Genomic DNA, 24,283 nt, shown 5'->3' on the forward strand with positions numbered 1-24,283 from the left:
GCTTGCAAGTTCAACATTCTGTCGGCTGGCTGAAAATCGACTACGGCTCCCTGGTGAGTGAACGCTCAAGAACGCTCACCAGCTGGTTGCCTCCAGCGCCGGACTTGGCCTGGACCAATGTCAGCGCAGAGTTCCGGCCACGCAAGGTCAGCGTCATGAGCTGGTTGCCGAACCAGGGGCCGCCCGCCCTGCTCCAGGTGACCGGCGACGGCTCCGTACGGCCGTGGCGGGTCAGCAGCCGGCCGATGCGCCGGCCGACCCCGCTCCAGCCGAACCGGAACCCCAGCCGGATCGACCGGGGGACCGAGTTGTGCACGGGCGAGCACGTCAGCTGGAGGACGTGGGCGTCCGGGGCGCCGCCGGGGGTGGCGGCGGGCCAGTGCGGCTCGGCGATGTAGGCGTGGTGCACGTCCCCGGACAGCACACATACCGTCGCCGGGGCGTCCGGCCCGCTCCCCGCCTGGCGGAGCAGCTCCGTGAACCGGCCGAAGGAATCGGGGAACGCGGCCCAGTGCTCCAGGTCGGCCGCCCGGCGCAGCTTCTCCCCGAAGCGGGCCCAGCGGCCGCCGCGGGCACCCGCGCACAGGGCCGCGTTCCAGGTCTCGGCGTCGTGGACGAGCGGGGGCAGCAGCCACGGCAGCGAGCTGCCGATCAGGAGGTGGTCGTACGCGGCGGGGTTCTCCAGCACCCGCTCCCGCAGCCAGCGGGCCTCGTCGTCGTCCAGCATCGCCCGCCGCTCCTCGTCCAGGACGCGGGCCGCCCGGGTGTCCACCATCAGCAATTGCACTCGGCCGAAAATGCGCTGGTAGCTCCAGCGGGTCCGGGCGGGATCCGCGTCGGTCTCGGCGGCGAAGCGGCGCAGCGCCTCGGTGCCGTCGGGGGAGGCCGTGACGGTGGCGTACAGGGGATCGGCCGCCAGCTCGGCGGGGGAGAGGTTGCCCAGGTGCTGGTAGACCCAGTACGACATCAGCCCGCTGACGATCCGCTCGTGCCACCAGGGTGTGGCCCGGATGTCACGCTGCCAGGCGGCGCTGGTGTTCCAGTCGTCGATCACGTCATGGTCGTCGAAGATCATGCAGCTCGGCACGGTGGAGAGCAGCCAGCGCACCTCGGGGTCGCGCCAGGATTCGTCGTACAGGCAGGTGTACTCCTCGAAGTCCGCCACCTCCGCGCCCGGCGCCTCGCGCAGATCGCGCCGGGCCGCCAGCCTCCGCCGCGTCGCCTCCGACGTCTCGTCCGCGTAGACCTGGTCGCCGAGCAGGAGGAGTACGTCGGGGCGTTCGGCGGCCGGGTCGGCGGCGAGGCGGGCGGCCAGGGTGACCAGGGCGTCCGGGCCCACGGGGTCGTGCCCGCCGCCGGGGGACGCGGCCCAGCGGCACGAGCCGAACGAGATCCTGACGCCCGGCCCGTCCGTCGCGGCCGCCGCCCCGTCCGCCCCCGCCCCCGCCACCGGGGGCGTGGTGATGGTGCTCGGTGGGAGGCGGGAGTCCTCGGGCGGCCAGACGCGCCGGTCCCCGATCAGCACCTCGTACGCCGTGGTGGTGCCGGGCGTCAGCCCCTCCACCACCACCAGCGCGTAATGATGCCCGGCCACCGCGAAGGTCGGCGAGGCCCCAGAGGCGCCGTCCGCGCACCGGACCTCCACGGTGCACGGACGGCTCGCCTCTGCCCAGACGGTCGCGGTGGACCCGCTCTCCCAGTCCACGTACCGCAGCAGTGGTCCCAGACGCAGCCCGGCCATGTGTTGCCTCCTCGCGTCGGACGTCGCGGATGAGGCTCCGTAACGTACATAACGACGGGGGAGGGTGCACAGGTTCCGGCGGTCAGCAGCCGCTCAGCGCCGACTGCAGGGCGCTCTTCTCGGCCGAGTCCACGCTCAGGTTGTACTGGTGCTTCACATGCACCCACGCGCGGACGTAGGTGCACTTGTACGCCGCGCGCGGCGGCATCCACTTGGCCGGGTCCTTGTCGCCCTTGGCCTGGTTGACGTTGTCGGTGACCGCGATGAGCTGGGGGCGGGTCAGGTCGTTGGCGAAGGACTGCCGTTGGGCGTTGGTCCAGCTGCTGGCACCGGAGCGCCAGGCCTCGGCCAGCGGGACCATGTGGTCGATGTCGACATCGGACGCGGCGCTCCAGGTGGCGCCGTCGTACTGCGAGTACCAGCTGCCGCTGACGGCGGCGCAGGAGGCGTCCTGCTGGACGTTCGTACCGTCGCGCTTGAGGACCACCTCACGGGTGTTGCAGGCGCCCGACTGGGTGATCCAGTGCGGGAACTTGTCGCGGCTGTACCCGCTGGACGAGCCCTCGGCGCCGACGGTGAGCTGGCCGAGGTAGGTGCGTGCGGTCGCCGCGCTGACCGGGGTGGGGAGGGCGGCCTGCGCGGTCGGGGCGGTGAGCAGTACGGAGGTGGCGGCGAGGGCGGCGGATGCAGCGACGACGGCTGAGCGACGCGCGTAGACACCGAGCATGCGAACTCCCTTGAGGTGGGGGGTGCGTGGGCGGGCGGCATGTGGAGCCCGGCCAGCGTGGCGGCGCCAGGTTTCTTGGGGATGGGCACCAGGTAACAGCGTGACGACATGTGCACGTCACATCAAGGGGTGTGACAGGTGCGCGGGGAGTGAATCAACCGCCGGGCGGGCGGCGGGAGTCGAAGGATGTGCGGAAGGGGCGCGGCGCCGCCGGAGCGCGGATGCCGTGCCGGCCGGTCCTATCGTTGCCGCGTGCTGCTTCCCGTCTCACCGGCCCTCGGGGTCGTCCTCGCCGTCCTGCTGGTCTTCGCGGCCGCCGTCGCCGCGCGCGCCGGGCTCGGCCGCTCGCGCGAGATCCTGGCGGCCGGGGTGCGGGCCGCGGTCCAACTCGCCGCGGTATCCCTGCTGATCGGCTGGGTGGCCCGGTATCTGGCCCCGCTGCTCGGCTTCGTGGCGCTGATGTTCGCCGTGGCGGCCTGGACGGCGGGGCGGCGCATCACCCGCAACAGCACCTGGTGGTGGGCGGCCGTGCCGATCGCGGCCGGGGCGCTCCCGGTGGTCGGGCTGCTGCTCGTCACCGGGCTCGTGCCGGTCCGTGGCCTGGCGCTCATTCCGGTGGCGGGCATCCTCATCGGAGGCGCGCTCACCGCGACCGTCCTGGGCGGGCGGCGCGCCCTGGACGAACTCACCACCCGTTACGGGGAGGTGGAGGCGGGAATGGCGCTCGGGATGCTCGACCGGGACGCCCGGCTGGAGATCGTACGGCCCGCCGCGTCGGACGCGCTGCTGCCGGGGCTCGACCAGACCAGGACGGTGGGGCTCGTCACGTTGCCGGGGGCGTTCGTGGGCATGCTGCTGGGCGGCGCCTCACCGGTGGAGGCGGGCGCCGTGCAGCTCTTCGTCCTGGTGGCGTTGATGGCGGTGCAGGTGGTGGCCGTCGCGACGGTCCTGGAGCTGGTCGCGCGGGGGCGGCTGCACCGGGAGTGACCCTGTCCGGGGGTAGGGCGGGGCGCGTCAGGGGTTTCAGGCCGCGCTGATGTGCAGGCAGCCGATATGAGGAGAAGTCAGGCCGCGCTGATGTGCAGGCGGATCGTGCCGTCCTCGGCCGTCTCCACCCGGATCTGCGTCAGGTCCTCGACATGGGCGTCCGGCGACAGGGCCGCGGCGCGCGGGCCGACGCCCACCACCCGCATCCCGGCCGCCCGGCCCGCGGCGATGCCCGCCTCGGAGTCTTCGAACACGATGCAGTCCGCCGGTCCGAAGCCCAGCTCCGCCGCGCCCTTGAGGAAGCCCTCCGGGTCCGGCTTGCTGGCGCCGACCTGTTCGGCGGTGACGCGGACGGCGGGCATCGGCAGCGCGGCTGCCGTCATCCGGGCCGTCGCGAGAGCGCTGTCGGCCGAGGTCACCAGTGCGTGCGGGAGATCGGCGATCGCGGCCATGAACGCGGGAGCGCCGCCGACCGGCACCACGCCGTCGACATCGGCGGTCTCCTCGGCGAGCATCACGCGGTTGTCCGCGTAGTTCTCCTCGACCGGGCGGTCCGGAAGCAGGACGGCCATCGTGGCGTACCCCTGGCGTCCGTGGACCACCTTGAGTGCGGCCTCGGGGTCCAGTCCGTGCCTGAGGGCCCACCGGCGCCAGCAGCGCTCGACGACCGCGTCGGAGTTCACGAGGGTGCCGTCCATATCCAGAAGGAGGGCACTTGCGGTGAGGACGGTGGCCGACATCGGCTGGCTCCAGAGCGCGGGGGATGGTGGTGCGGTACAGAGCAGCGCCCGCCCGCCGGTCAGGGAGTGCGGGCGGGAGCCACTTTGTTCCACGAAGATACAAAAACCTGGGGCGGAAAGCCAATCCCGCAGGTCCGCCCCTGCCCGGCGGCCCGGCCCGGCGGCCCTGCACGCCCGGTCAGTCGCGCCCCCGACCGGTCGTCTCCGCCTCCAGCGCACGCCGGGTGTTCGGCCCGTACACCCCGACCGGGTCGCCCTGGATCGCCTTGTACGACTGGTAGATCCGCACGGCGTTCTCCACCCGGTCGTTGAAGTTCCCGTCCGCGTTGCCGTGGTAGAGCCACACCTCCTGGAGCCGGTTCTGCAACACGGCCACCTGCGGGCCCTGGTTGCCGCGCCGCAGCGAGGAGGGGGCCAGCTCCGCGGGCGGGCCGTCGGACGGCGGGGCCGGGCTCCCGCTCGCCGTTACGGACGGGGTGCCGGGTGCCGGTGGTGCCGAGGCGGAGGCGGTCGGGCTCGGGGTGGCGCTCTGCGACGGCGAGGCGGAGGCGGACGGCGAGGCGGATGCCGAGGGGGTGGGCGAGGCCGACCTCGTACGGGACGGAGCGGCCGAGGGGGAGGGGGACGGTGCGACGGAGGCCGCCGTCCCTTCCTCGACGTCCGGGACGCTCGTGGTCGCCTCCGGCAGGGCCTCGTCCTGGCTCCCGTCCCGGTCGAAGAGCCCTCCGGCGAAGGCCGCCGTGCCGACCACCGCGGCCACCGCCGCCCCTACGGCCAGGGCGGCGAAGGGGCGCCTGCGGCGCGGCTGCACGGGGTCGGGGGCGCCGGGGGCCGTCCCGAAGGCCGGCCCCGCGCCGAAGCCGGGGCCCGCGCCCATCGCGGCGGTGCGCCGCCTGCTCTCGTCCGCCGCGGGGTACGCGCCCGCGCCCGGGCCGGTACCCGTACCCATGCCCGTACGGGAATCCGTGCCCGATCCCGTGCCAGGCCCCGGGCCGCCGCCCAGGTGCAGCGGCATGGTGGTGGCCGCGTCACCCGAAGCGTCCTGCACCGGCCCACCGGAGCCCGTCCCAGCCGAACCCGGCCCACCGGAGCCCGTCCCAGCCGAACCCGGCCCACCGAACCCCGCCGCACCGGACCCCGAAGCGCTAGCAGCATCCCCGCCCTCAGCCGCCGCACCGTCCCCCAGCGTCACGTACGGCCTGATCCGCAGCGGGTCGAAGTCCTCCGCCGCGGCCATCTCCGCCGACCGGGCAGCCCGCAGCTCATCCCCCATGAGCCGGTTCGCGCCCGTATCCGTACCGCACCGGCAGGGCACCCGGTGCTCCGTGCCGGGCTCGCCTGCCGTCCGTCTACCGCACTCCGGGCATGCGTGTCCGGTCATCGTGGGTCCCCTCCCCTTGAACTGCCTGCGATTATGCAGCTCGCTCCGGCGAAGCCCAACGCCCCACCGGCGCCCGGCAGACCCTCAAACAGTGCTCGGCAGGCCATAAGGGGGCAGAACGTCCAGGATGGGGGTGTAGTGGATCAGCGGATCGAGGAGATGCCCATGGCCCAGCAGCTGAGCCCGCAGCCCATGGCCCCCGGCGAAGGGCAGTCCCACCGGACCGTCCTGGTGGCGATCGGCGCGCTGCTCCTCGGCATGCTGCTCGCGGCACTCGATCAGACCATCGTCTCGACGGCGCTGCCGACGATCGTCAGCGAGCTCGGCGGCCTGGACCACCTGTCCTGGGTGGTCACCGCCTACCTGCTGGCGGCGACGGCGGCGACACCGCTCTGGGGAAAGCTCGGCGACCAGTACGGCCGCAAGAAGCTGTTCCAGGCCGCGATCATCATCTTCCTGATCGGCTCGGCCCTCTGCGGTGTCGCCCAGAACATGCCCCAGCTCATCGGCTTCCGTGCCCTCCAGGGGCTCGGCGGCGGCGGGCTCATGGTGCTCTCGATGGCGATCGTCGGCGACCTCGTCACACCGCGCGAACGCGGCAAGTACCAGGGTCTGTTCGGTGCCGTCTTCGGGGCGACGAGCGTGCTCGGACCGCTGCTCGGCGGGTTCTTCACCCAGCACCTCAGCTGGCGCTGGGTCTTCTACATCAACCTGCCGATCGGCGTGGTCGCGCTGCTCGTCATCGCGGCCGTGCTGCACATCCCGGTCCGCCGCGAGAAGCACACCATCGACTACCTCGGCACCTTCCTCATCGCCTCCGTCGCCACCTGTCTGATCCTCGTGGCATCCCTCGGCGGTACCACCTGGGACTGGGGATCTGCCCAGATCATCGGACTGGCCGTGCTCGCCGTGGTGCTGCTGATCGCGTTCGTCGCCGTGGAGCGGCGGGCGGCGGAACCGGTGCTGCCGCTGAAGCTCTTCCGGATCAGGACCTTCAGCCTCGTCGCCGTCATCAGCTTCGTCATCGGGTTCGCGATGTTCGGCGCGATGACCTATCTGCCCACCTTCCTCCAGGTGGTCCACGGCATCACACCCACCATGTCCGGTGTGCACATGCTGCCGATGGTCCTGGGCCTGCTGCTCACCTCGACCGCCTCCGGCCAGATCGTCAGCCGCACCGGCCGCTGGAAGGTCTTCCCCCTCGCGGGCACCGCTCTCACCGCCGCCGGCCTCCTGCTCCTCCACCGCCTCACCCCGGACAGTTCGACCTGGGAGATGAGCCTCTACTTCTTCGTCTTCGGCGCCGGGCTGGGCCTGGTCATGCAGGTCCTCGTCCTCGTCGTGCAGAACGCCGTCTCGTACCAGGACCTGGGCGTCGCCACCTCCGGCGCGACGTTCTTCCGCTCCATCGGCGCCTCGTTCGGCGTGGCCATCTTCGGCACCGTCTTCACCAACCGGCTCACCGGACAGCTCGAAAGTGCCCTCGCGGGCCGGTCCGTGCCGCCGGGTGCCGACGCCGAACGGCTGGCGGCCGACCCCCGGGCCATCCAGATGCTCCCGGCCGACCTGCGCCCCTCGATCCTCAGCGCGTACTCCACCTCCATCACGGACGTGTTCCTGTACGCGGCCCCCGTCGTCCTCGTCGCCTTCGTGCTGGCCTGGTTCCTCAGGGAGGACAAGCTCCGGGGCTCGGTCACCGCCCCCGACACCAGCCAGACGCTCGCCTCGAACCCGGTGGAGCGCTCCTCGTACGACGAGTGCGCCCGCGCCCTGTCGGTGCTCGCGACCCGGGAGGGGCGCCGGGAGATCTACGAGAAGATCACCGCGCGCGCCGGGTACGACCTGCTGCCCGCGGCCAGCTGGCTGCTGCTGCGGATCAAGCGGCACGGCACCGTCGAGCCCGCCCGGCTCGCCGAGGTCACCCCCGTACCGCTGCGGGTGATCACCGACGCGGCCCGGCAGGTGGAAGGGCGTGGGCTGGCCCGCCGCGAGGGGCTCCAGATGATCCTGACCGATGAGGGCGCCGAAGCCGTCGTGAAGCTCTCCCAGGCCCGGGAGGACTCCCTCGCGGAGCTGCTGGGCGACTGGTGGGGGCCCGAGCGCCCCACCGACCTGGTCAAGCTCGTCGCCGAGCTGACCGCGGAGGTCAGCGGGTCGAGCAAGGAGCGCCCGCACGAGCCGGCTCCGCCCCGCGACCACGCGGCGGACCGGCACCACGACATCGACCACCCGGACCACGGCCGCCCGGACCGCACGGACCGCACGGACTGACGGGAGTACACGGCACCGCACGCCCGGACCGCGCGGCCCGACGGAGCCCCCGCGCCGGGGAGCCCCGGGAGCTCCTCACAGCTCCTTCGCGAACCAGACCTCCGCGTACGGGTTGCGCCGGTGGAAGGCCGGCACCTCCCCGTAACCGTGCTTCGCGTACAGCCCGCGCGCCTCGACCAGGTCGTTGCGGGTGTCCAGCCGGAGCAGCCGCACCCCGAGCGCCCGCGCCTCCTCCTCGATCGCGGCCAGCAGCAGCCCGCCTCCGCCCGTCCCCCGGAACTCCGGCCGTACGTACACCCGCGTCAGCTCCGCCGAACCCGCCACGGTCTCCTCCGTCAGCACCAGCCCGGCGCAGCTCGCGGCCCTGCCCTCGTGGCGGCCGACGACGAACTGGCCGGTCGGCGGCAGCAGCAGGTCTGCGCCGTCGTCGGCGAGTCCCTCGGCCAGCTCCGCGGCGGTGGCGGGCCGCTGCCAGTAGCGGCTCGCCACCTCGTCGTAGTAGTCGCGGCGCAGGGCCGTGGCGTCGGGGGAGTCGAATCGTTCGGGGGTCACGGTCCAGTTCACGTGGGGCATTCTTGCTCCTTCACGGCCGAAGGACGACGTGATTATGTGCAGGGGGCACCAGTGAACCGACCGACCAACGACACCGATTCCTCCGCCGCGCGGGCCCGGGCCGTCCAGCACCTCGCCGGCCGGTGGATACGGGATGCCCTGGCCACCGGGAAGCCGGCGGAGGGCGGCAGCTTCGTCTGCTCGCCCGCCGGGCTGTGGCTGGCGCTCGCCGCCGTGGCCGCCGGGGCGCGCGGCGGGACCGCCCGGGAGTTGCGGGCCCTGCTCGGTACGGCGGACCGGGAGGCGGCGTCCGTCGTGACGGCGGCGGCCCGTGAGCTGGCGCTGACCGGGGCGCTGGGGGTGGCGACCCGGGTGTGGAGCCGGGTGCCGGTGGCCGACGCGTACCGCGAGGCCCTGCCGGACGTCCGCTTCGACGCGATGGACCCGGCGGCGGCCGACGCCTGGGTACGGGAGGCCACCGGCGGGCTGATCGGGCGGCTGCCCCTGGAGATCACCGACGGGACCCTGCTCGCCCTGGTCAACGTCCTGGCGCTGAAGGCCCGCTGGGAGAAGCCGTTCGATGCCTGGCGGACCCGGGACCTCCCGTTCACCGACGCCTCCGGGGCGACCCGACCGGTGCCGACCATGGCCAAGGACGTCCCGCTCGCCGATGTCTGGGCCGTGGACGGCACGTACGTCGTCGAACTGCGCTGCACCGGAGGGCCGGGCGGTACCGGAGGGCCGGGCGGTACCGGTGGGCCGGGCAGTGCCGGAGGGCCGGGCGGTACCGCAGAGCCGGGCAGTGCCGGTGGCCCGGGTGGCGGCGGAGCCCGGGTCAGGTTCGTCCTGGGGGAGCCGGGCGCGGGCGCCGGCCGGGTGCTGCCCGCCGGGTGGGCGGGCCGGGCGGCGGGTGCCCCGCCGGCCGCGGACCGGGTGACCATCGCGCTGCCGCGCCTCACCCTGCGTACGCGCGTGGCCGTCACCGGGCAGCTGCCCGCGCTCGGGATCCGGCTGGCCACCTCCGACGCGGCGGACTTCTCCGGCCTCTCGCCCGAGCCGCTCGCCATCTCCGACGTGGTCCAGGAGGCCGTGCTGAAGGTCGCCGAGGAGGGGGTGGAGGCCGCGGCGGTGACGGTGGTCGCCATGCGGGCCGGGAGCGCGGCCCCGCCGCCGCAGAGGCTCCTGCACCTCGCCTTCGACCGCCCGTTCGGCATCGTCGTGCTGCCCGCCGACAGCGATGTCCCGCTCTTCACCGCCTGGCAGGCGGACACCCCCGCCGACCCGGCCTGAAGCCTCCCCGAGGCGGCCGCAGCCCCCCGATCGTCCAGGGGGCCCGCCCCGCGCCGACGCCGGGCAAACATTCTTCCGGACAAAAGCGTGATGACAGTCAGGCAAAGAGGGGGTTGATTGTGTCTACCTCGTAGGGCAATGCGAGGCTTCATCCGGCACTGCCCCGAGTCGAAGGGGCGGGGCATGGAACGGTGGGAGGGTCGGCGCAGCGTGACAAATGCGGATCACAGTGTGCGCGGTGGCGCGGTGGCGGACGCGATGACGAACACGGAGACGAGGACCGGGCTGACCCGGGCCCTGCTCTGGCTGGTCGTGGCCGTGCTGGCGGTACGGCAGATGGCGGTGGTGCTGCGGCAGCCGCCCGGCGAACGGCTCACCGATCTGGAGACCTGGATCGGGGAGAACGGCGTCCTGCACGTGACGGGCTCGCTGTACGACAGCGGCCGGTTCACCGGGACGCCCTTCGCCGGTCTGGTGCTGAAGCCCCTGACCGCCTCGGCCGAGGCCTCCCTCGGTATCGCGTGGACCTTCGGGTCCCTGCTCCTGGTGGCCGCCCTCGGCGTCGTCGCCGCGCGCGCCCTGCCCGCGCCGGTCGGCCGGCGTACGGCGCTGCTCGCGGTGCCCGTCGCCATCACCCTGCTCATGCTGTCGCTGCCGGTCCGCAACACCCTCCACCTCGGCCAGACCAGCATCCTGCCGGTCCTGCTGGTGCTGCTGGCCTGCTTCGTCGTCCGGGACCACCGGCTGCAGGGCGTCCTCGTCGGCCTCGCGGCCGCCCTGCAGCCGACGCTCCTGCTCTTCGCGGCGCTGCTCTGGCTGACCGGGAAGCGGCGGGCTTCGGTGACCGCCGGTGCCGCCTTCGCCCTCTGTACGGCCGCCGCCTGGGCCGCGGTGCCGAAGGACTCATGGACGTACTGGGTGCACCATGTCGCGGGCGCCGGGCTCGGTGAGCGGCCGGACAGCCTGGCCAACCAGTCCCTCCACGGCGCCCTGCTCCGGCTCGGTTTCGAGGGCCCGGCCGAGATCGCCCTGTTCCTCGTCCTCGCCGCCGCGGTCACCGTCGTCGGCGTGCGCCGCGCGGTCCGCTACGCCCAGGACGGGCAGCTGCTCCTCGCGGTGGCCGTGACCGGATGCGTCGTCGTGGCCGTCTCGCCGACCGCCTGGCAGCACCAGCTGCTGTGGGTGCTCCTGGCCGTCGTCGGCAAAGTCGGCAAACGCGCCTCCGACCGACTGGTCTGGCCCGCCGTCGTGGTGCTCGTCATCACGCTCCCCGCCAAGATGCTGCTCCCGAACGTCGGCCTGGTCATCCCCGTACGGGACAACGTGCTGCTCCTCGCGGCGCTCGGCGCGGCCTGCTTCGCCCCGTTCCTGCTGCGCACCTCCCCGTACTGGCAGCGGCCCATCCCCACCGACCACGCGAGACCGGTCGCCGCCCGCTTCGCCCGCGTGCCGCTCCTGCCGTTCTGGCGCCGGGTGCTCCACCGCCCCAACCTGCTGCTGGAACTCCTGCTCATCCGGGTCGTCTACTCCGCGTACGCACAGGTCCGCCTCGCCGCCACCGCGGGCCGCCCGCTCGCCGAGGAGCACGGCCGGCAGATCCACGCCATCGAGCAGTGGCTGCACATCGACATCGAGCTGTGGGTCAACCACACGGTCGTGCAGATCACCTGGCTGCGGGAGTTCTTCGACTACTACTACCTGACCTTCCACTTCATCGTCCCGCTGACGATCCTCGGTGTGCTGTACGCGCGCCGCCCCGCCGACTACCGCTGGGTCCGCTCCTCCATCGGCTTCGCCACCCTGCTGGCGCTCGTCGGCTTCTGGCTCTACCCGCTGGCCCCGCCCCGGCTCATGCCGGGCCTCGGCTTCATCGACACCGTCCACGGGGTGCAGGACTTCGCGAAGCCCGACTACGGCACGCTGACCACCGTCACCAACCAGTACGCGGCGATGCCGTCGCTGCACTTCGGCTGGTCGCTCTGGTGCGGGGTGGTGATCGTGATGCTCGCCCCGAGGATGTGGATGAAGGCGCTCGGCCTGCTCCACCCGCTCTTCACCATCGCGGCGATCGTGGCGACCGCCAACCACTGGGTGCTGGACGCGGCCGGCGGCGCGCTGGTCGTCTCGCTGGGCTTCGGGCTGACGTACTTGCTGTCCGGACCGCGGAAGCTGGTGACGGAGGAGAAGCAGCCGGCGGAACCCGGGCGGCCGGAGCCAGGAGCCACCCGGGCGGCCCGGCGTCAGGAGTCCGAGGACGCACTCACCTGAAGCCGGCCCCGCTTCAGGAGTCCGGGGACGCACTCACCTGAAGCTGCTTGATGCCGTTCAGCCAGGCCGAGCGGAGCCGCCGGGGGTCCTCCAGCAGCCGCAGATCCGGCAGCACGTCCGCGATGGCGTTGAAGATCAGGTCGATCTCCATCACAGCCAGCGACTTGCCGAGGCAGAAGTGCGGGCCGCCGCCCCCGAAGCCGAGGTGCGGGTTGGGGTCGCGGGTGATGTCGAAGGCCTCCGGGGCGTCGAAGACCTCGGGGTCGTTGTTGGCCGAGGAGTAGAACAGCCCGACGCGCTCGCCCTTCCTGATCCGCTGACCGCCCAGCTCCAGATCCTGGGTGGCGGTCCGCTGGAAGGAGACGACCGGGGTCGCCCAGCGCACGATTTCCTCGGCCGTGGTCTTCGGGCGCTCCCGCTTGTAGAGCTCCCACTGCTCGGGGTGGGTGAGGAAGGCGTGCATGCCGTGGCTGATCGCGTTACGGGTGGTCTCGTTACCGGCCACCGCGAGCAGGATCACGAAGAACCCGAACTCGTCGGAGGACAGGTTCCCCTCACCCTCCGCCGCGACCAGCCGGCTCACGATGTCCTGGGCCGGGCACTCCTTCCGGGCCGCCGCCAGGTTCATCGAGTACGCGACGATCTCCATGGCCGCCTCGGCGCCGACCTCCTCGGTGATCGCGTACTCGGGATCGTCGTACGCGGCCATCTTGTTGGACCAGTCGAAGATCTTCGAACGGTCCTGCTGCGGTACGCCGATGAGTTCGGCGATCGCCTGGAGCGGCAGCTCCACCGCGATGTTGGTCACGAAGTCGAAGGAGCCGTCGGCGTCGGCGGAGGCAAGGGCCGTCTCGACGATGGAGCGGGCCCTGGAGCGCAGCGCCGCCTCCAGCGAGCGCACCGCGCGCGGGGTGAAGCCGCGCTGGACGATCTGGCGGACCCGGGTGTGTTCCGGTGGGTCCATGTTGAGCATGATGAGCTTCTGGACCTCGATCTGGTCGCGGCTGATCGTCTCGTTGAAGCGGATGACCGCGGTGTTGGTGTTCGAGGAGAACAACTCGGGATGCGTGGAAACGTACTTGACGTCCGCGTGGCGGGTGACGGCCCAGTACCCCGAGTCGCCGAAGCCGGAGATGTTGGTGGGCTGGGTGCACCACCAGACCGGCGCGGTCTGCCGCATCAGGGCGAACTCCGGGTGCGGGACCCGGGCTTGCAGGAGGTCGGGGTCGGTGAAGTCGAACCCGTCGGGCAGATGGGGGCAGCGCATGGGCACCTCTCCACTCCGAGCCTGATTCTGACGGTCCATCAGAATCTGCCCGCAAGGTAGTAACGAGTTCTACAAGTCGCAAGGGTCCTGGCCGGATCTGTTCCCCGCCGGAGTCCCGCACAGTCGACAACCCCGAAGCGGGGGCGCGCGCAAGGGGTGTACGCGGTCCGTGCACGCCCCTTGCGCAGCCGGTCCCGCGTCACGAGACTGCTTGCAGAACTAGAACGCGTACTAGTTCCTTCCGTGGGCGCCGGGACGCCCCCAGCGGAAGCGCGAGGAGAGGACGAGCTCATGGCCGCGGAACCCGTCATCGTCGAAGCCGTACGCACCCCGATCGGCAAGCGTGGAGGCGCGCTCGCCAATCTGCACCCCGCCTACCTGCTGGGCGAGACCTACCGTGAACTCCTCGGCCGCACCGGCATCCAGGCCGACTGCGTCGAGCAGATCGTCGGCGGCACCGTCACCCACGCCGGGGAGCAGTCCATGAACCCGGCCCGCAACGCCTGGCTGGCCGTGGGCCTGCCGTACGAGACCGCCGCCACGACGGTGGACTGTCAGTGCGGCTCATCGCAGCAGGCCTCGCACATGGTCGCCAACATGATCGCCGCCGGAGTCATCGACGTGGGCATCAGCTGCGGCGTCGAGGCGATGTCGCGGGTGCCGCTGGGCAGCGGCTCCAAGCACGGGCCGGGGAAGCCCTGGCCCGACGAGTGGAACGTCGACCTGCCCAACCAGTTCGAGGCCGCCGAGCGCATCGCCCGCAAGCGCGGCCTGACCCGCGAGAAGGTCGACGCGCTCGGCCTCCTCTCGCAGCGGCGGGCCGCCGAGGCGTGGGCCGAGGAGCGGTTCAAGCGTGAGACGTACGCCGTCCAGGTCCCCACCACCGAGGAGGAGCAGGCGGCCGGCGAGGGCATGTGGCGGCTCGTCGACCGGGACGAAGGGCTCCGGGACACCTCGATGGAGGCGCTCGCCGGGCTGAAGGCCGTCATGCCGAGCGCCATCCACACCGCGGGCAACTCCTCGCAGATATCCGACGGCGCCTGCGCCCTCATGTGGGCCTCGAAGCGGATGGCCCGCGCCCTGAAGCTCAGGCCCAGGGCCCGGATCGTCGCCCAGGCCCTGGTCGGCTCCGACCCGCACTTCCACCTGGACGGCCCGATCGACGCCACCCGGGCGGTGCTCGGGAAGGCGGGCATGTCGCTGAAGGACATCGACCTGGTCGAGATCAACGAGGCGTTCGCCTCGGTGGTGCTCAGCTGGTCCCAGGAGTTCGAGGCCGACCTCGACGGCCTGGAGAAGGTCAACGTCAACGGCGGCGCGATCGCGCTGGGCCACCCGGTCGGTGCGACGGGCGCGCGCCTGATCACCACCGCCCTGCACGAACTGGAACGCCGCGACAAGGAGTTCGCGCTCATCACGATGTGCGCGGGCGGGGCGCTGGCCACGGGGACGATCATCCAGCGGCTGTAGCGGCCCGGGCCTTCAGCAGCCGAGGGGGCCGTCCACCTCTAGAATTCCTCGAACCCCACCCGTGCGTCGAACGCCGCCCGCCGGGTCGCCCGGCGCAGTGCCTTCAGCAGGGTCGGCCCGACCGTGAGCGTCAGTACGACGGTGAGCACCGCCCGCCCCAGGTCCCAGCCCAGCGAGGTCGCCGCGCAGTAGGCGAGGAAGCGCACCAGGTTCTCGTGGAGCGGGTCGCCCGCGACGAACGAGATGCCCGAGCCCAGACCGGGGACGATCGTCCAGCCGTACAGATTCATGATCGTGCCGTACGCGAACGCCGCCACGGACCCGTACACCGCGAGCATCGCCAGCTCCGCCCGGCCGCGCAGCCGGTCCGCGCCCGGCAGCAGCCCCGCGCCCATCGTGAACCAGCCCATCGACAGCATCTGGAACGGCATCCACGGCCCGACCCCGCCCGTGAGCAGCGCGGAGGCGAACATCGTCACCGAGCCGAGCACGAACCCGAAGCCGGGGCCCAGCACCCGCCCGCTCAGCACCATCAGGAAGAACATCGGCTCCAGGCCCGCCGTGCCCGCCCCCAGCGGGCGCAGCGCCGCCCCGACCGCCGCCAGCACCCCGAGCATCGCGACGGCCTTGGCGTCCATGCCGGACTCCGAGATCGTCGCCACCACCACCGCGACCAGCAGCGGAAGCAGCGCCGCGAACAGCCACGGCGCGTCCTGCGCGTGCGCGAGCCCGGACCCCGAACCGGCCAGCAGCGGCCACCCGAAGGCGACCACGCCGACCGCGCTGACCAGCACCAGCGCGGCCACCGACTTCGGCCCGAGCCGCACGGGCCGGGGGGCCCGCGCCCTCTCCGTAACACTCACGCGCCCGCCTCCAGCGCGCCGCGCACCTGGGAGACGGTCAGCCACTCCTGCGGGGCCAGGATCTTCGCCGTCTGCGGGGCGAAGGCGGGGGAGGAGACCACCACGCGCCCGGTCAGGCCGTCCGCGACGACCTCGCCGTCGGCGAGGATCACCACCCGGTGGGCCAGCTCCGCCGCCAGCTCCACATCGTGCGTCGCCAGGACGATCGCGTGGCCCTCGGCCGCCAGCGACCGCAGTACGCCGACGAGCCGGCCCTTCGCCGCGTAGTCCAGGCCCCGGGTCGGCTCGTCCAGCAGCAACAGCGGCGGGCGGGCCGTCAGGACCAGGGCGAGCGCGAGGGCGAGCCGCTGGCCCTCGGAGAGGTCGCGGGGATGCGTGGCGTCCTCGACGCCCGGGAGCAGTTCGGAGACCAGCGCCCGGCAGGTGCCCTCCGCCGCGCCCGCGTCCCGGTCGGCGGCCGCGCACTCGGCGGCCACCGTGTCCGCGTACAGCAGATCGCGCGGCTCCTGCGGGACCAGGCCGACCCGGCGGATCATGGTGCGCGGATCGGTACGGGCCGGGGCCAGGCCGCCGACGCGTACGGAGCCGGAGGTGGGCTCGACCATGCCGACCAGCGCGCCGAGCAGCGTGGACTTCCCGGCCCCGTTACGGCCCATCAGCGCCACGGTCTCGCCGGGCGCCACGGTGAGCGTGACCCGCCGCAGCGCCTCGATCCGCCCGCGCCGCACGCTCAGCGACTCGACCCGGGTGACGGGGTCGGTGGCCGGGGCGGGGGCGGCTTCGGCAGATCCCTTACGTCCCAGCAGCCGGGCGATCCGCCCGGGGCGGGGGCCGGTCGATACGGGCGCGGGCGCGACGGACGGGTTCACGTCCACGTTCACGTCCACGTCCACGGAAGTCTCCGGCGGCGCGACGGACACATTCGCGGGAGCCCCCGGCGGTGCGGGCGGTTCGGCCGTCGCCAGCCGGGCCCGCAGCTCGCCCGCCCCGCGCCGGGCATCGCGTACCGACAGCGGCAGCGGGTCCCAGCCCGCCAGCAGCCCCAGCTCCGCGACCGGCGGCCGGACCGGTGAGATGGCCATGATCTCGGCGGGCGCCCCCATCACGGGCGCGGCGCCCGGCGCGGGCAGCAGGACGACCTGGTCCGCGTACTGCACCACCCGCTCCAGCCGGTGCTCGGCCATCAGCACGGTCGTCCCCAGGTCGTGGACCAGCCGTTGCAGTACGGCGAGAACCTCCTCGGCCGCCGCCGGGTCCAGCGCGGACGTCGGCTCGTCGAGCACCAGCACCTTGGGGTGCGGGGTCAGCACCGAACCGATCGCCACCCGCTGCTGCTGGCCGCCCGACAGGGTCGCGATCGGCCGGTCCCGCAGCTCGGCCAGCCCCAGCAGATCGAGGGTCTCCTCCACACGCCGGCGCATGACGTCCGGCGCCAGGCCCAACGACTCCATGCCGTACGCGAGTTCGTCCTCGACCGTGTCCGTGACGAAGTGGGCCAACGGGTCCTGCCCCACCGTGCCGACCAGATCGGCCAGTTCACGCGGCTTGTGGGTGCGGGTGTCCCGCCCGCCCACCGTGACCCGGCCGCTCAGCACCCCGCCCGTGAAGTGCGGGACGAGCCCCGAGACCGTACCGAGCAACGTCGACTTGCCGACCCCCGACGGTCCGACGAGCAGCACCAACTCCCCTTCCGGGACCGCGAGATCGACGCCGGAGAGCGTGGGCCGGTCCGTCCCGTCGTACCGCACGGAGACCTGCTCGAACCTGATCACGCCTGCTCCTTGCCGCGGTGGTCGTCGCTGCGACGGTCGTGTTCTTCGAAGCGCCGGGCCGAAGGGGGTACGGGGGCGACCAGCGCGGGCAGCAGCCCGACCAGCACGGCCGCCGCCGGCCAGAGCGGCAGCACCGGCGCGGTCAGCGGTACGACCCCGGGGTGCAGCGCCTCCGGATCGACCGAGCCCGCCCGGATCATCGCGGCCGCCACCACCGCACCCGACCCCGCCACCAGCCAGGCCCGTACGCCCCACCGGTCCGGGCGGTAGCGGGTGCGCACCGAACGACGGCCGCCGAGCCGCAGCCCCGCCATCGCCGCGACGAGCCCCGCCAGCAGAACGGGCAGCCCGTACACGGCCCCCTGCGCGGCCAGCAGCCCGTACGTGCCCGCGCACACCCCGAGCAGCCCGCCGAGGGTGAGGACATTGGTGGTGTGCCGGACGGCGGGCGGGACCTGGGCGGTACGCCCGTACCCCCGGGCGTCCATCGACGCGGCCACCGCCACCGAGCGCTCCAACGCCCCCTCCAGCACCGGCAGTCCGATCTGCGCGACGGCCTTCACCCCACCGGTCGGCCGCCCCCGCAGCCGCCGCGCGGTACGCAGCCGGACCACATCGGCGACCATGTTCGGGGCGAACGTCATGGCGACGACGACGGCGACCCCGACCTCGTACAGCGCGCCGGGCAGCGACTTCAGCAGCCGGGCCGGGTTGGCGAGCGAGTTCGCCGCGCCGACGCAGATCAGCAGGGCGGCCAGCTTCATCCCGTCGTAGAGGGAGAAGACCAGCTGCTCGGCCGTGACCCGGCCGCCGATCCGCACCCCCTGTGCCCAGTCGGGCAGCGGCACTTCGGGGAGCGTCAGCACGGTGTGCGAGCCCGGGATCTGCGAGCCGAGGAAGACGGAGAAGAGCAGGCGCAGCGCCACGACGAAGAGCCCGAGCTTGATGAACGCCCCGTACGAACGGGCCCACGGCGCGTCCGTGCGCCGGGCCGCCACCACATACCCCGCCACCCCGACCAGCAGGCCGAGCAGCAGCGGGTTGGTCGTCCGGGAGGCGGCCGTGGCCAGCCCCAGCGCCCACAGCCACCACGCCCCGGCCGGCAGCGCGTTGGAGCGGCCCGCCTCGGGCGCGTGCAGGGCACGCCGGAGCAGCCGGGCCGCCCCCGGGGAGCGCGTCATCGGCGCCGGCGGGCCTGGAACACGGCGGCTACGCCCAGCAGCAGGACGGCCCCGATGCCGACGAGGAGCCCGGCGGAGGGGCCACCGCCGCCGTCCCCGTCATCCACGCCGTCCCCGTCATCCACGCCGTCCCCGTCATCCGCTGCCGGTGCCGAGGAGGCGGCAGGCGCGGAGGGCTCCCCGCTGCCGTCCTTCTTGCTGCCGTCACCCGACACCTGCTCGCCGCACCCGGACCTCGGATAACCCGAGATCGCGCAGATCATCGCGCTGCTGTCGTACCGCAGCGGCTTCGCCACCGAGGCGAGCGCCTCCGCGCTGCTGGCGTCCGGCGCGACCTGGGCGCAGGCGGTGCGCAGCGCGGGCGGCTCCTCCCCGTCCGGGGCGTCCGCCGCCGTACCGGGGTCGATCACCAGGGCGACCCGCTTGGAACCGTCCTTCGCCGGGGTGTCCGCACAGATCGCCCCGAAGTCGGGGGCGCGGCGCGGCTGGTCGGCGTCGGCGGAGTCCTCGCTGACGGAGAACCGGAAGCCCTGGACCGTACCGTCGTCGGGGCGCAGGAGGGAGGGGCCCTGGGTGGCGTACGCCCAGTCCTTGCCGTTCGCCTCCCAGAAGGACCAGTAGCGGTACCCGGCGGCCTCGGCACCGCCCGCCCCGAACAGGACCGCCGAGGCGGCGAGCAGGGTGGTGAGGAGAGCGGCGATCGGAGCCCGGAGCACTGCTCCGGACGGTGTGCGCCGCTCACCGGCGCACCCGGCACGATCCGTCACGGCTGCTGCTTCTTCCGGCGCATGGAGAGCAGGAAACCGATGCCCGCGCCGAAGAGCAGACCGATGCCGACCAGCCACCACAGGCCGAGCCCGCCGTCGTCGCTCTCGGTGCCGCTGGAGGGCTGCGGACCGCTCGGGGTCGGCGAGGGGAGCGCGGTCGCGGCGGGGGAGGGGCCGGTCGCGTTGAGCTGCTTGACCAGGTCGGTCCCGCCGAAGTTGCGGGCGTCGGCGCCGGTGGCGTGCGCGGCGAAGATCAGCTGCGCGGAGGCGGCGGGCCCGCCCTGCTTCGCCCAGGTCCCGGCGTTCTTCTCCAGCCACTTCACCGAGGCGGCGGCCTTGTCCTTGTGCCCCGAGGCGGCGAGGGAGACGACCGCGTCCGCCGTGTTGCCGAAGTCGGGCTGCGGCTCGGCGTCCTCGGCGCCCGGCATCGGGGGCTGCTCCAGGTAGGGGGAGGCGGCCAGGGTCGCGGCGAGGTAGTGGGCGCCGTTCTGCGCGCTCTGCTCGGCGGTGAGGTCGTCGCCCTTGGTGCAGACGGGGTCCTTCACCGCGTTGGCGTCCCCGACGGCCATGCCCTTGCCCAGCAGCCCGAGCACGGCGGCGGCCGACGCGTCGTTGTTGGCGACGAGCTCGCCCTTCTTGCCGGGCTGGTAGGCGAAGGCGCCGCCGTCCTCCTTGCCGCACGGGATGGCCAGGGCCTGGAGCGCGGTGTAGGGGGTCCTGCCGTCGGCGGTGGTCACCTCGCCGATCGGGACGCTCGTACGGGCGAGGGCGCCGATCACGACGGCGGTGGAGTTGGCGTCGCTGGGGCTGCCCGGGTTGTACCCCCAGCCGCCGTCCTCGTTCTGGACGGACTTCAGCCAGTCGGCCCCGTTGTCGGCGGCGTCACGGTGCTGGTTCACCTCGACGAGCGCCTGCACGGCGGCGGCCGTGGCGTTGGTGTCCATCACGGTCGACGCGTCGCACGGCTTCGCGGGGTCCCGGTAGGAGGTGAACGCGCCGCTGTCGCACTGCTGCCCCACCAGCCAGTCCACCGCCTGCGTCGACGGTGTGACGTACTCGATCTTCTGGGCGAGGAAGGCCAGCGACTGCCGCCACACCCCGTCGTACGTGGGGTCCGTGGTGCCGTAGAGCCCCGGCGGCAGTTCGGCCGACGGGGAGGGGCTCGGTGCGGCGACCGCGACGGGTGCGGCCGCGAAGGGTGCGGCCGCGCCCAGAAGAACGGCGGTGGTCGCGAGCGCGGCTGCGCTGCGGCGTACGGTCATGGCGGGCTGTGCCTCTCCTGCGGGGGCCGGCTCTCCCGGGCGCACGAGGGCACCGGGCTCCGGCCCCGTATACCTCGACGGTGCCGGCCACCGGGGTCCCGGTGGCCCTGGGGCCCGTGGTCGCACTGCCCCCACGGCCCCTGCCGCTCACGCTCCGCGGACAGGGCGTTCCGGCGGCCGTCGGGCGGACGGTTCCACGGACGGTTCACGGCTGGGGCCGGCGCCGGATTCGCACCGGCTTCCCCCTGTACGGGCATGATGACGACCTGCCCACTCTACCGGGCCGTAGCGTCCCTCCCCGGGGCGGCAGACCGCTCGCGTCATGACTGCGTGCCGTACGTGACTGCGTGCCGTGGGGGACGGGACGGCTCACACCGAGATGTACGTGACCGGGTCGCTGCCGGCGACCGCCTCCGCGCGCCCGAGCTTCACCAGCCGGCGCAGATGGGACTCGGCCTCCGAGACGGCGATCGACCGCGAACCGTGCGGGATCTGCTCCCAGGGCCGGTTCCACTCCATCCGCTCGGCCAGCTGCCACGGGGTCAGCGGCGTGGCGAGCAGGGCGAGCAGCCCGGTCAGCCGTTCCTCGTGGTGGTCCAGCAGCTCCTGTACGCGCCCGCCCGCATCGGTGAACGCGTGCTGGTGGGCGGGCAGCACCTCGGCCACCCCGAGCCGCCCGATCCGCTCCAGCGAGGCGAGGTAGTCCCCGAGCGGATCGGTGACCGCGGTGTCGTCGGGGTCCTCGTACAGCCCGATGTGCGGACTGATGCCCGGCAGCAGATGGTCACCGGAGAACAGCCGCCCGTTCCCCGCGAGCCCCGCCGGGTGCCGCTCCTCCAGGTGGAGGCAGACATGGCCCGGGGTGTGGCCGGGGGTCCAGACGGCACGCAGCCGCCGCCCGGCGAGGTCGAGCAGCTCGCCGGGCACGATCTCGCGGTCCGGCAGGGCGGCGCGCAGTCCGGGCAGGGTCCGCAGCCGGCCTCGGCCGCGGGCGGCGAGCAGGGGGGCGAGGTGGTCGTCGGGGGCGCCGACGGCGGCGAGCTTCCGGGCGAGGTAGCCGAGCCAGGTGCCGGGCTCGGCCTCCCGGGTGCGCCGGACGATCGCGGTGTCCGCCTCGTGCATCGCGATCCAGGCCCCGGACGCCTCGCGGACCTGGCCGGAGAGCCCGTGGTGGTCGGGGTGGTGGTGGGTGATGACGACGCCGTGGACGTCGGCGACGGAGGTACCGAGGGTGGCGAGCCCGGCGACCAGGGTGTCCCAGGACGCCGGGTCGTCCCACCCCGTATCGATGAGGACGGGCCCCCGGTCGGTGTCGACGAGGTGGACCAGGGTGTGACCGAGGGGATTGTCCGGGATGGGGACCTTGATGCTGTGGACGCCCCCGCCGTGGTCGGTCACCTGCGTCACCTGCGTCATGGGCTTCCCATCTCTGCTCGGCGGCGTGCGCTGATCCCACTGTAACGAGAACTTGTTCCAGTGGTAGCCCGGGTCTACCACTTTCTCGGTTCGTGGGTACGGTCCGAGCCGTGGACTCCTGGAACAGGAACTGGTATCAGTTCTGACGAGCAGTCAGTTACGGTGCAGACGGGTTCGCTTCGCGGGAGGCAACGACCATGACGGAACTTACGGAGCTGGTGGAACACGGAAAGCTGTTCATCGGCGGGGAGTTCACCGACCCGCTGGGCACCGACGTCATCGAGGTGATCTCCCCGCACACCGAACAGGTCATCGGCCGCGTACCGCACGCCTCCGAGGCCGACGTGGACCGGGCCGTCGCCGCGGCCCGCCGCGCCTTCGACGAGGGCCCCTGGCCCCGGATGACGCTGGACGAGCGGATCGCGGTGATCACCCGGATCAAGGACGCCTTCGCCGTACGGTACGAGGAGTTCGCGCGCCTGATCAGCGCCCAGAACGGCACCCCGTACAGCGCGAGCGTGATGGTGCAGGCGCTCGCCGCGATGATGGTCTGGGACTCGGCGATCACGGTGGCGCGCACGTTCCCCTACGAGGGGCGGCGCGACGGAGTCCTCGGCCCCCTCCTGGTCCGCCGCGAACCGGTCGGCGTGGTGGCGGCGGTCGTCCCGTGGAACGTCCCCCAGTTCACGGCCGCGGCCAAACTGGCCCCGGCGCTCCTGGCCGGTTGCACGGCGGTCCTGAAGGTCTCCCCGGAAACCCCCCTGGACGCCTACCTGTTGGCGGAGATCGTGGCGGAGGCGGGCCTGCCGCCCGGGGTCCTCTCCATCCTCCCGGCCGACCGGGAGGTCAGCGAGTACCTGGTGGCGCACCGGGACATCGACAAGGTCTCCTTCACGGGCTCGGTCGCGGCGGGCCGCCGCGTCATGGAGGTCGCCTCCCGCAACCTCACCCGCGTCACCCTCGAACTGGGCGGCAAGTCGGCGGCGGTGATCCTGCCGGACGCGGACCTGGAGGCGGCGGTCGCGGGCATCGTCCCCTTCGCCTGGATGATCAACGGCCAGGCGTGCGTGGCCCAGACGCGCATCCTGGCCCCGCGCTCCCGCTACGACGAGATGGCGGAGGTGTTCGCCGCAGCGGCCGGAGCCCTCCGCGTGGGCGACCCCCTGGACCCGACCACCGAACTGGGCCCTTTGGTAGCCCAACGCCAACAGCAACGCTCCCTGGACTACATCCGCCTGGGCCAGGAGGAAGGCGCCAAGATCCTCACCGGCGGCAACCGCCCGTCCTCCCAGGAGCGAGGCTGGTACGTGGAGCCGACCCTCTTCGGCTCGGTCGACAACTCGATGCGCATCGCCCGCGAGGAGATCTTCGGCCCGGTGATCTGCCTGATCCCGTACGGCGACGAGGACGAGGCGGTCCGCATCGCCGACGACTCCCCGTACGGCCTCAGCGGCAGCGTCTGGACGGCCGACACCGAACGCGGCATCGACATCGCCCGCCGCGTCCGCACCGGCACGTACAGCGTGAACACCTTCAGCCTCGACATGCTCGGCCCGTTCGGCGGCTACAAGAACTCCGGCCTGGGCCGCGAGTTCGGCCCCGAGGGCTACGGCGAGTTCTTCGAGCACAAGATGATCCACCTCCCCGCCGGCTACCGGGAGGCATGATGGGCGACCGCTGGCACGTGGAGGTCGACCGCTCCGTCTGCATCGGCTCCGGCATGTGCGTGAACCACGCCCCGGACGCCTTCCACCTGGACACGGCCCGCCAGTCCCACCCCCTGACGGAGGACCGCGACGCCGGGGAGCAGGTCCTTGCGGCGGCGGAGGGCTGCCCGGTGGAGGCGATCATGCTGACGCTGGTGGGGTCGGGGGAGGTGGTTTTTCCGCCGGAGGAGTGACCGTTTCGGGGTTGGGCGTCACGCAAGTGGCTGGGGGCCGGTTGGGCTATGTCGGCTCCGCCGTGAGACCTGGCAGACGTGATGTCAGAACTATTCGCCCACAAGGTAGTCGTAGTGTTCAGCGTCAGGCTCCGTCAGGAGGTCGCGTCGTAGCTCACGGAGTGACGCGAGATCCTCGGCTTCCACCAGGCCGGACGCGGTGAGTTCACTGAGGGCATTGAGCTCGCTCTCTCGGCAGCCCCTCTCGGGTTCCACTGCTACTGCCGATGACAGGAGTGCTGCTACCACCCGGACCTCTCTCCGGTCGAATGAATGACACCAATCGCAGATCCTTTCCGCTGTCACTTCCCTCGCCTCCCGGGAAAGTGATGTCTCCAGCAGGGTGATGATCTCCTTCAGCTCGAACGCCAACTCCGAAGGTGCACGCC

Annotated in this window: 20 protein-coding genes; 7 read left to right on the top strand and 13 right to left on the bottom strand. The window is 72.8% G+C overall.

All coding sequences use genetic code 11. From position 1 onward, the window contains the following. Nucleotides 1-40: 40 nt before the first annotated feature. Nucleotides 41-1,741, bottom strand: a complete 1,701-nt coding sequence (locus IE264_RS03470; RefSeq protein WP_032753087.1) for an alkaline phosphatase D family protein — start codon at nucleotides 1,739-1,741, stop codon at nucleotides 41-43. Nucleotides 1,742-1,823: 82 nt separating this feature from the next. Continuing rightward, nucleotides 1,824-2,468, bottom strand: a complete 645-nt coding sequence (locus tag IE264_RS03475; protein WP_032753086.1) for an HNH endonuclease family protein — start codon at nucleotides 2,466-2,468, stop codon at nucleotides 1,824-1,826. A 252-nt stretch (nucleotides 2,469-2,720) separates the two neighbouring features. Between IE264_RS03475 and IE264_RS03480 the strand changes: the two genes are divergently transcribed. After that, nucleotides 2,721-3,455, top strand: a complete 735-nt coding sequence (locus tag IE264_RS03480; protein ID WP_032753085.1) for an ABC transporter permease — start codon at nucleotides 2,721-2,723, stop codon at nucleotides 3,453-3,455. Nucleotides 3,456-3,532: 77 nt separating this feature from the next. On the opposite strand, the gene IE264_RS03485 is transcribed toward IE264_RS03480, so the two are convergent. Together IE264_RS03485 and IE264_RS03490 are read right to left on the bottom strand one after the other, a co-directional pair. Continuing rightward, a complete protein-coding gene (locus tag IE264_RS03485) occupies nucleotides 3,533-4,195 on the bottom strand; it encodes an HAD-IA family hydrolase (protein ID WP_032753084.1) in 663 nt (220 codons plus the stop codon). A gap of 178 nt (nucleotides 4,196-4,373) precedes the next feature. After that, a complete protein-coding gene (locus IE264_RS03490; protein ID WP_190167582.1) occupies nucleotides 4,374-5,510 on the bottom strand; it encodes a peptidoglycan-binding domain-containing protein in 1,137 nt (378 codons plus the stop codon). A gap of 231 nt (nucleotides 5,511-5,741) precedes the next feature. Between IE264_RS03490 and IE264_RS03495 the strand changes: the two genes are divergently transcribed. After that, nucleotides 5,742-7,847 carry an MDR family MFS transporter gene (locus IE264_RS03495; protein WP_032753370.1) on the top strand — a complete coding sequence of 702 codons (2,106 nt, stop codon included), beginning with the start codon at nucleotides 5,742-5,744 and terminating at the stop codon, nucleotides 7,845-7,847. A 75-nt stretch (nucleotides 7,848-7,922) separates the two neighbouring features. Here IE264_RS03495 and IE264_RS03500 read toward each other — a convergent pair whose 3' ends face one another. Beyond that, nucleotides 7,923-8,420, bottom strand: coding sequence for a GNAT family N-acetyltransferase (locus IE264_RS03500; protein WP_015608253.1), 498 nt, complete (start codon nucleotides 8,418-8,420; stop codon nucleotides 7,923-7,925). A gap of 51 nt (nucleotides 8,421-8,471) precedes the next feature. Here IE264_RS03500 and IE264_RS03505 point away from each other — a divergent pair, with 51 nt between their 5' ends. Both IE264_RS03505 and IE264_RS03510 read left to right on the top strand, forming a co-directional pair. Continuing rightward, entirely contained in the window at nucleotides 8,472-9,689 is a 1,218-nt protein-coding gene (locus IE264_RS03505; protein ID WP_032753083.1) for a serpin family protein, read from the top strand. A 183-nt stretch (nucleotides 9,690-9,872) separates the two neighbouring features. Then, a complete protein-coding gene (locus tag IE264_RS03510) occupies nucleotides 9,873-11,957 on the top strand; it encodes a bifunctional glycosyltransferase 87/phosphatase PAP2 family protein (protein ID WP_032753369.1) in 2,085 nt (694 codons plus the stop codon). Between the two features lie 13 nt (nucleotides 11,958-11,970). Here the strand turns inward: IE264_RS03510 and IE264_RS03515 are convergent, their stop codons facing one another. After that, nucleotides 11,971-13,224, bottom strand: coding sequence for a cytochrome P450 (locus IE264_RS03515; protein WP_032753082.1), 1,254 nt, complete (start codon nucleotides 13,222-13,224; stop codon nucleotides 11,971-11,973). A 291-nt stretch (nucleotides 13,225-13,515) separates the two neighbouring features. Here IE264_RS03515 and IE264_RS03520 point away from each other — a divergent pair, with 291 nt between their 5' ends. Next, nucleotides 13,516-14,694 carry a steroid 3-ketoacyl-CoA thiolase gene (locus IE264_RS03520; RefSeq protein ID WP_015608249.1) on the top strand — a complete coding sequence of 393 codons (1,179 nt, stop codon included), beginning with the start codon at nucleotides 13,516-13,518 and terminating at the stop codon, nucleotides 14,692-14,694. A 38-nt stretch (nucleotides 14,695-14,732) separates the two neighbouring features. Here IE264_RS03520 and IE264_RS03525 read toward each other — a convergent pair whose 3' ends face one another. From IE264_RS03525 to IE264_RS03550, 6 genes are all read right to left on the bottom strand, one after another. Further along, nucleotides 14,733-15,557, bottom strand: a complete 825-nt coding sequence (locus IE264_RS03525) for an ECF transporter S component (RefSeq protein WP_032753080.1) — start codon at nucleotides 15,555-15,557, stop codon at nucleotides 14,733-14,735. Continuing rightward, nucleotides 15,554-17,329: an ABC transporter ATP-binding protein gene (locus tag IE264_RS03530; RefSeq protein ID WP_032753079.1), complete on the bottom strand. Its 1,776-nt coding sequence runs from the start codon at nucleotides 17,327-17,329 to the stop codon at nucleotides 15,554-15,556. Before IE264_RS03530 ends, IE264_RS03525 begins: the two co-directional genes overlap by 4 nt. Then, nucleotides 17,326-18,510, bottom strand: a complete 1,185-nt coding sequence (locus IE264_RS03535; protein ID WP_032753078.1) for an energy-coupling factor transporter transmembrane component T — start codon at nucleotides 18,508-18,510, stop codon at nucleotides 17,326-17,328. The genes IE264_RS03530 and IE264_RS03535 overlap by 4 nt, the downstream gene beginning before the upstream one ends. Next, nucleotides 18,507-19,277, bottom strand: a complete 771-nt coding sequence (locus tag IE264_RS38375) for an SCO2322 family protein (RefSeq protein WP_078657306.1) — start codon at nucleotides 19,275-19,277, stop codon at nucleotides 18,507-18,509. The genes IE264_RS03535 and IE264_RS38375 overlap by 4 nt, the downstream gene beginning before the upstream one ends. Continuing rightward, on the bottom strand, nucleotides 19,274-20,539 hold the full coding sequence (locus tag IE264_RS03545) for an SCO2321 family membrane protein (protein WP_015608244.1): 1,266 nt from the start codon (nucleotides 20,537-20,539) through the stop codon (nucleotides 19,274-19,276). The genes IE264_RS38375 and IE264_RS03545 overlap by 4 nt, the downstream gene beginning before the upstream one ends. A gap of 369 nt (nucleotides 20,540-20,908) precedes the next feature. Continuing rightward, complete coding sequence (locus IE264_RS03550; RefSeq protein WP_032753076.1) at nucleotides 20,909-21,955, bottom strand: Strvi_7410 family MBL fold metallo-hydrolase; 1,047 nt, start codon at nucleotides 21,953-21,955, stop codon at nucleotides 20,909-20,911. Between the two features lie 197 nt (nucleotides 21,956-22,152). On the opposite strand from IE264_RS03550, the gene IE264_RS03555 reads away from it, so the two are divergent. Next, nucleotides 22,153-23,622, top strand: a complete 1,470-nt coding sequence (locus IE264_RS03555; RefSeq protein WP_032753075.1) for an aldehyde dehydrogenase — start codon at nucleotides 22,153-22,155, stop codon at nucleotides 23,620-23,622. Continuing rightward, nucleotides 23,622-23,855 carry a ferredoxin gene (locus tag IE264_RS03560; protein ID WP_063605706.1) on the top strand — a complete coding sequence of 78 codons (234 nt, stop codon included), beginning with the start codon at nucleotides 23,622-23,624 and terminating at the stop codon, nucleotides 23,853-23,855. The genes IE264_RS03555 and IE264_RS03560 overlap by 1 nt, the downstream gene beginning before the upstream one ends. A gap of 90 nt (nucleotides 23,856-23,945) precedes the next feature. On the opposite strand, the gene IE264_RS03565 is transcribed toward IE264_RS03560, so the two are convergent. Next, nucleotides 23,946-24,266: a hypothetical protein gene (locus tag IE264_RS03565; RefSeq protein WP_032753074.1), complete on the bottom strand. Its 321-nt coding sequence runs from the start codon at nucleotides 24,264-24,266 to the stop codon at nucleotides 23,946-23,948. Nucleotides 24,267-24,283 lie beyond the last annotated feature (17 nt).

The organism is Streptomyces microflavus (assembly GCF_014650075.1).
GTDB lineage: Bacteria > Actinomycetota > Actinomycetes > Streptomycetales > Streptomycetaceae > Streptomyces > Streptomyces microflavus.

Coding starts and splice junctions, on each gene's coding strand:
- IE264_RS03470 (WP_032753087.1), bottom strand. CDS start 1,741: ATGGCCGGGCTGCGTCTGGGACCACTGCTGCGGTACGTGGACTGGGAG.
- IE264_RS03475 (WP_032753086.1), bottom strand. CDS start 2,468: ATGCTCGGTGTCTACGCGCGTCGCTCAGCCGTCGTCGCTGCATCCGCC.
- IE264_RS03485 (WP_032753084.1), bottom strand. CDS start 4,195: ATGTCGGCCACCGTCCTCACCGCAAGTGCCCTCCTTCTGGATATGGAC.
- IE264_RS03495 (WP_032753370.1), top strand. CDS start 5,742: ATGGCCCAGCAGCTGAGCCCGCAGCCCATGGCCCCCGGCGAAGGGCAG.
- IE264_RS03500 (WP_015608253.1), bottom strand. CDS start 8,420: ATGCCCCACGTGAACTGGACCGTGACCCCCGAACGATTCGACTCCCCC.
- IE264_RS03510 (WP_032753369.1), top strand. CDS start 9,873: ATGGAACGGTGGGAGGGTCGGCGCAGCGTGACAAATGCGGATCACAGT.
- IE264_RS03515 (WP_032753082.1), bottom strand. CDS start 13,224: ATGCGCTGCCCCCATCTGCCCGACGGGTTCGACTTCACCGACCCCGAC.
- IE264_RS03520 (WP_015608249.1), top strand. CDS start 13,516: ATGGCCGCGGAACCCGTCATCGTCGAAGCCGTACGCACCCCGATCGGC.
- IE264_RS03535 (WP_032753078.1), bottom strand. CDS start 18,510: ATGACGCGCTCCCCGGGGGCGGCCCGGCTGCTCCGGCGTGCCCTGCAC.
- IE264_RS03545 (WP_015608244.1), bottom strand. CDS start 20,539: ATGACCGTACGCCGCAGCGCAGCCGCGCTCGCGACCACCGCCGTTCTT.
- IE264_RS03550 (WP_032753076.1), bottom strand. CDS start 21,955: ATGACGCAGGTGACGCAGGTGACCGACCACGGCGGGGGCGTCCACAGC.
- IE264_RS03555 (WP_032753075.1), top strand. CDS start 22,153: ATGACGGAACTTACGGAGCTGGTGGAACACGGAAAGCTGTTCATCGGC.
- IE264_RS03560 (WP_063605706.1), top strand. CDS start 23,622: ATGGGCGACCGCTGGCACGTGGAGGTCGACCGCTCCGTCTGCATCGGC.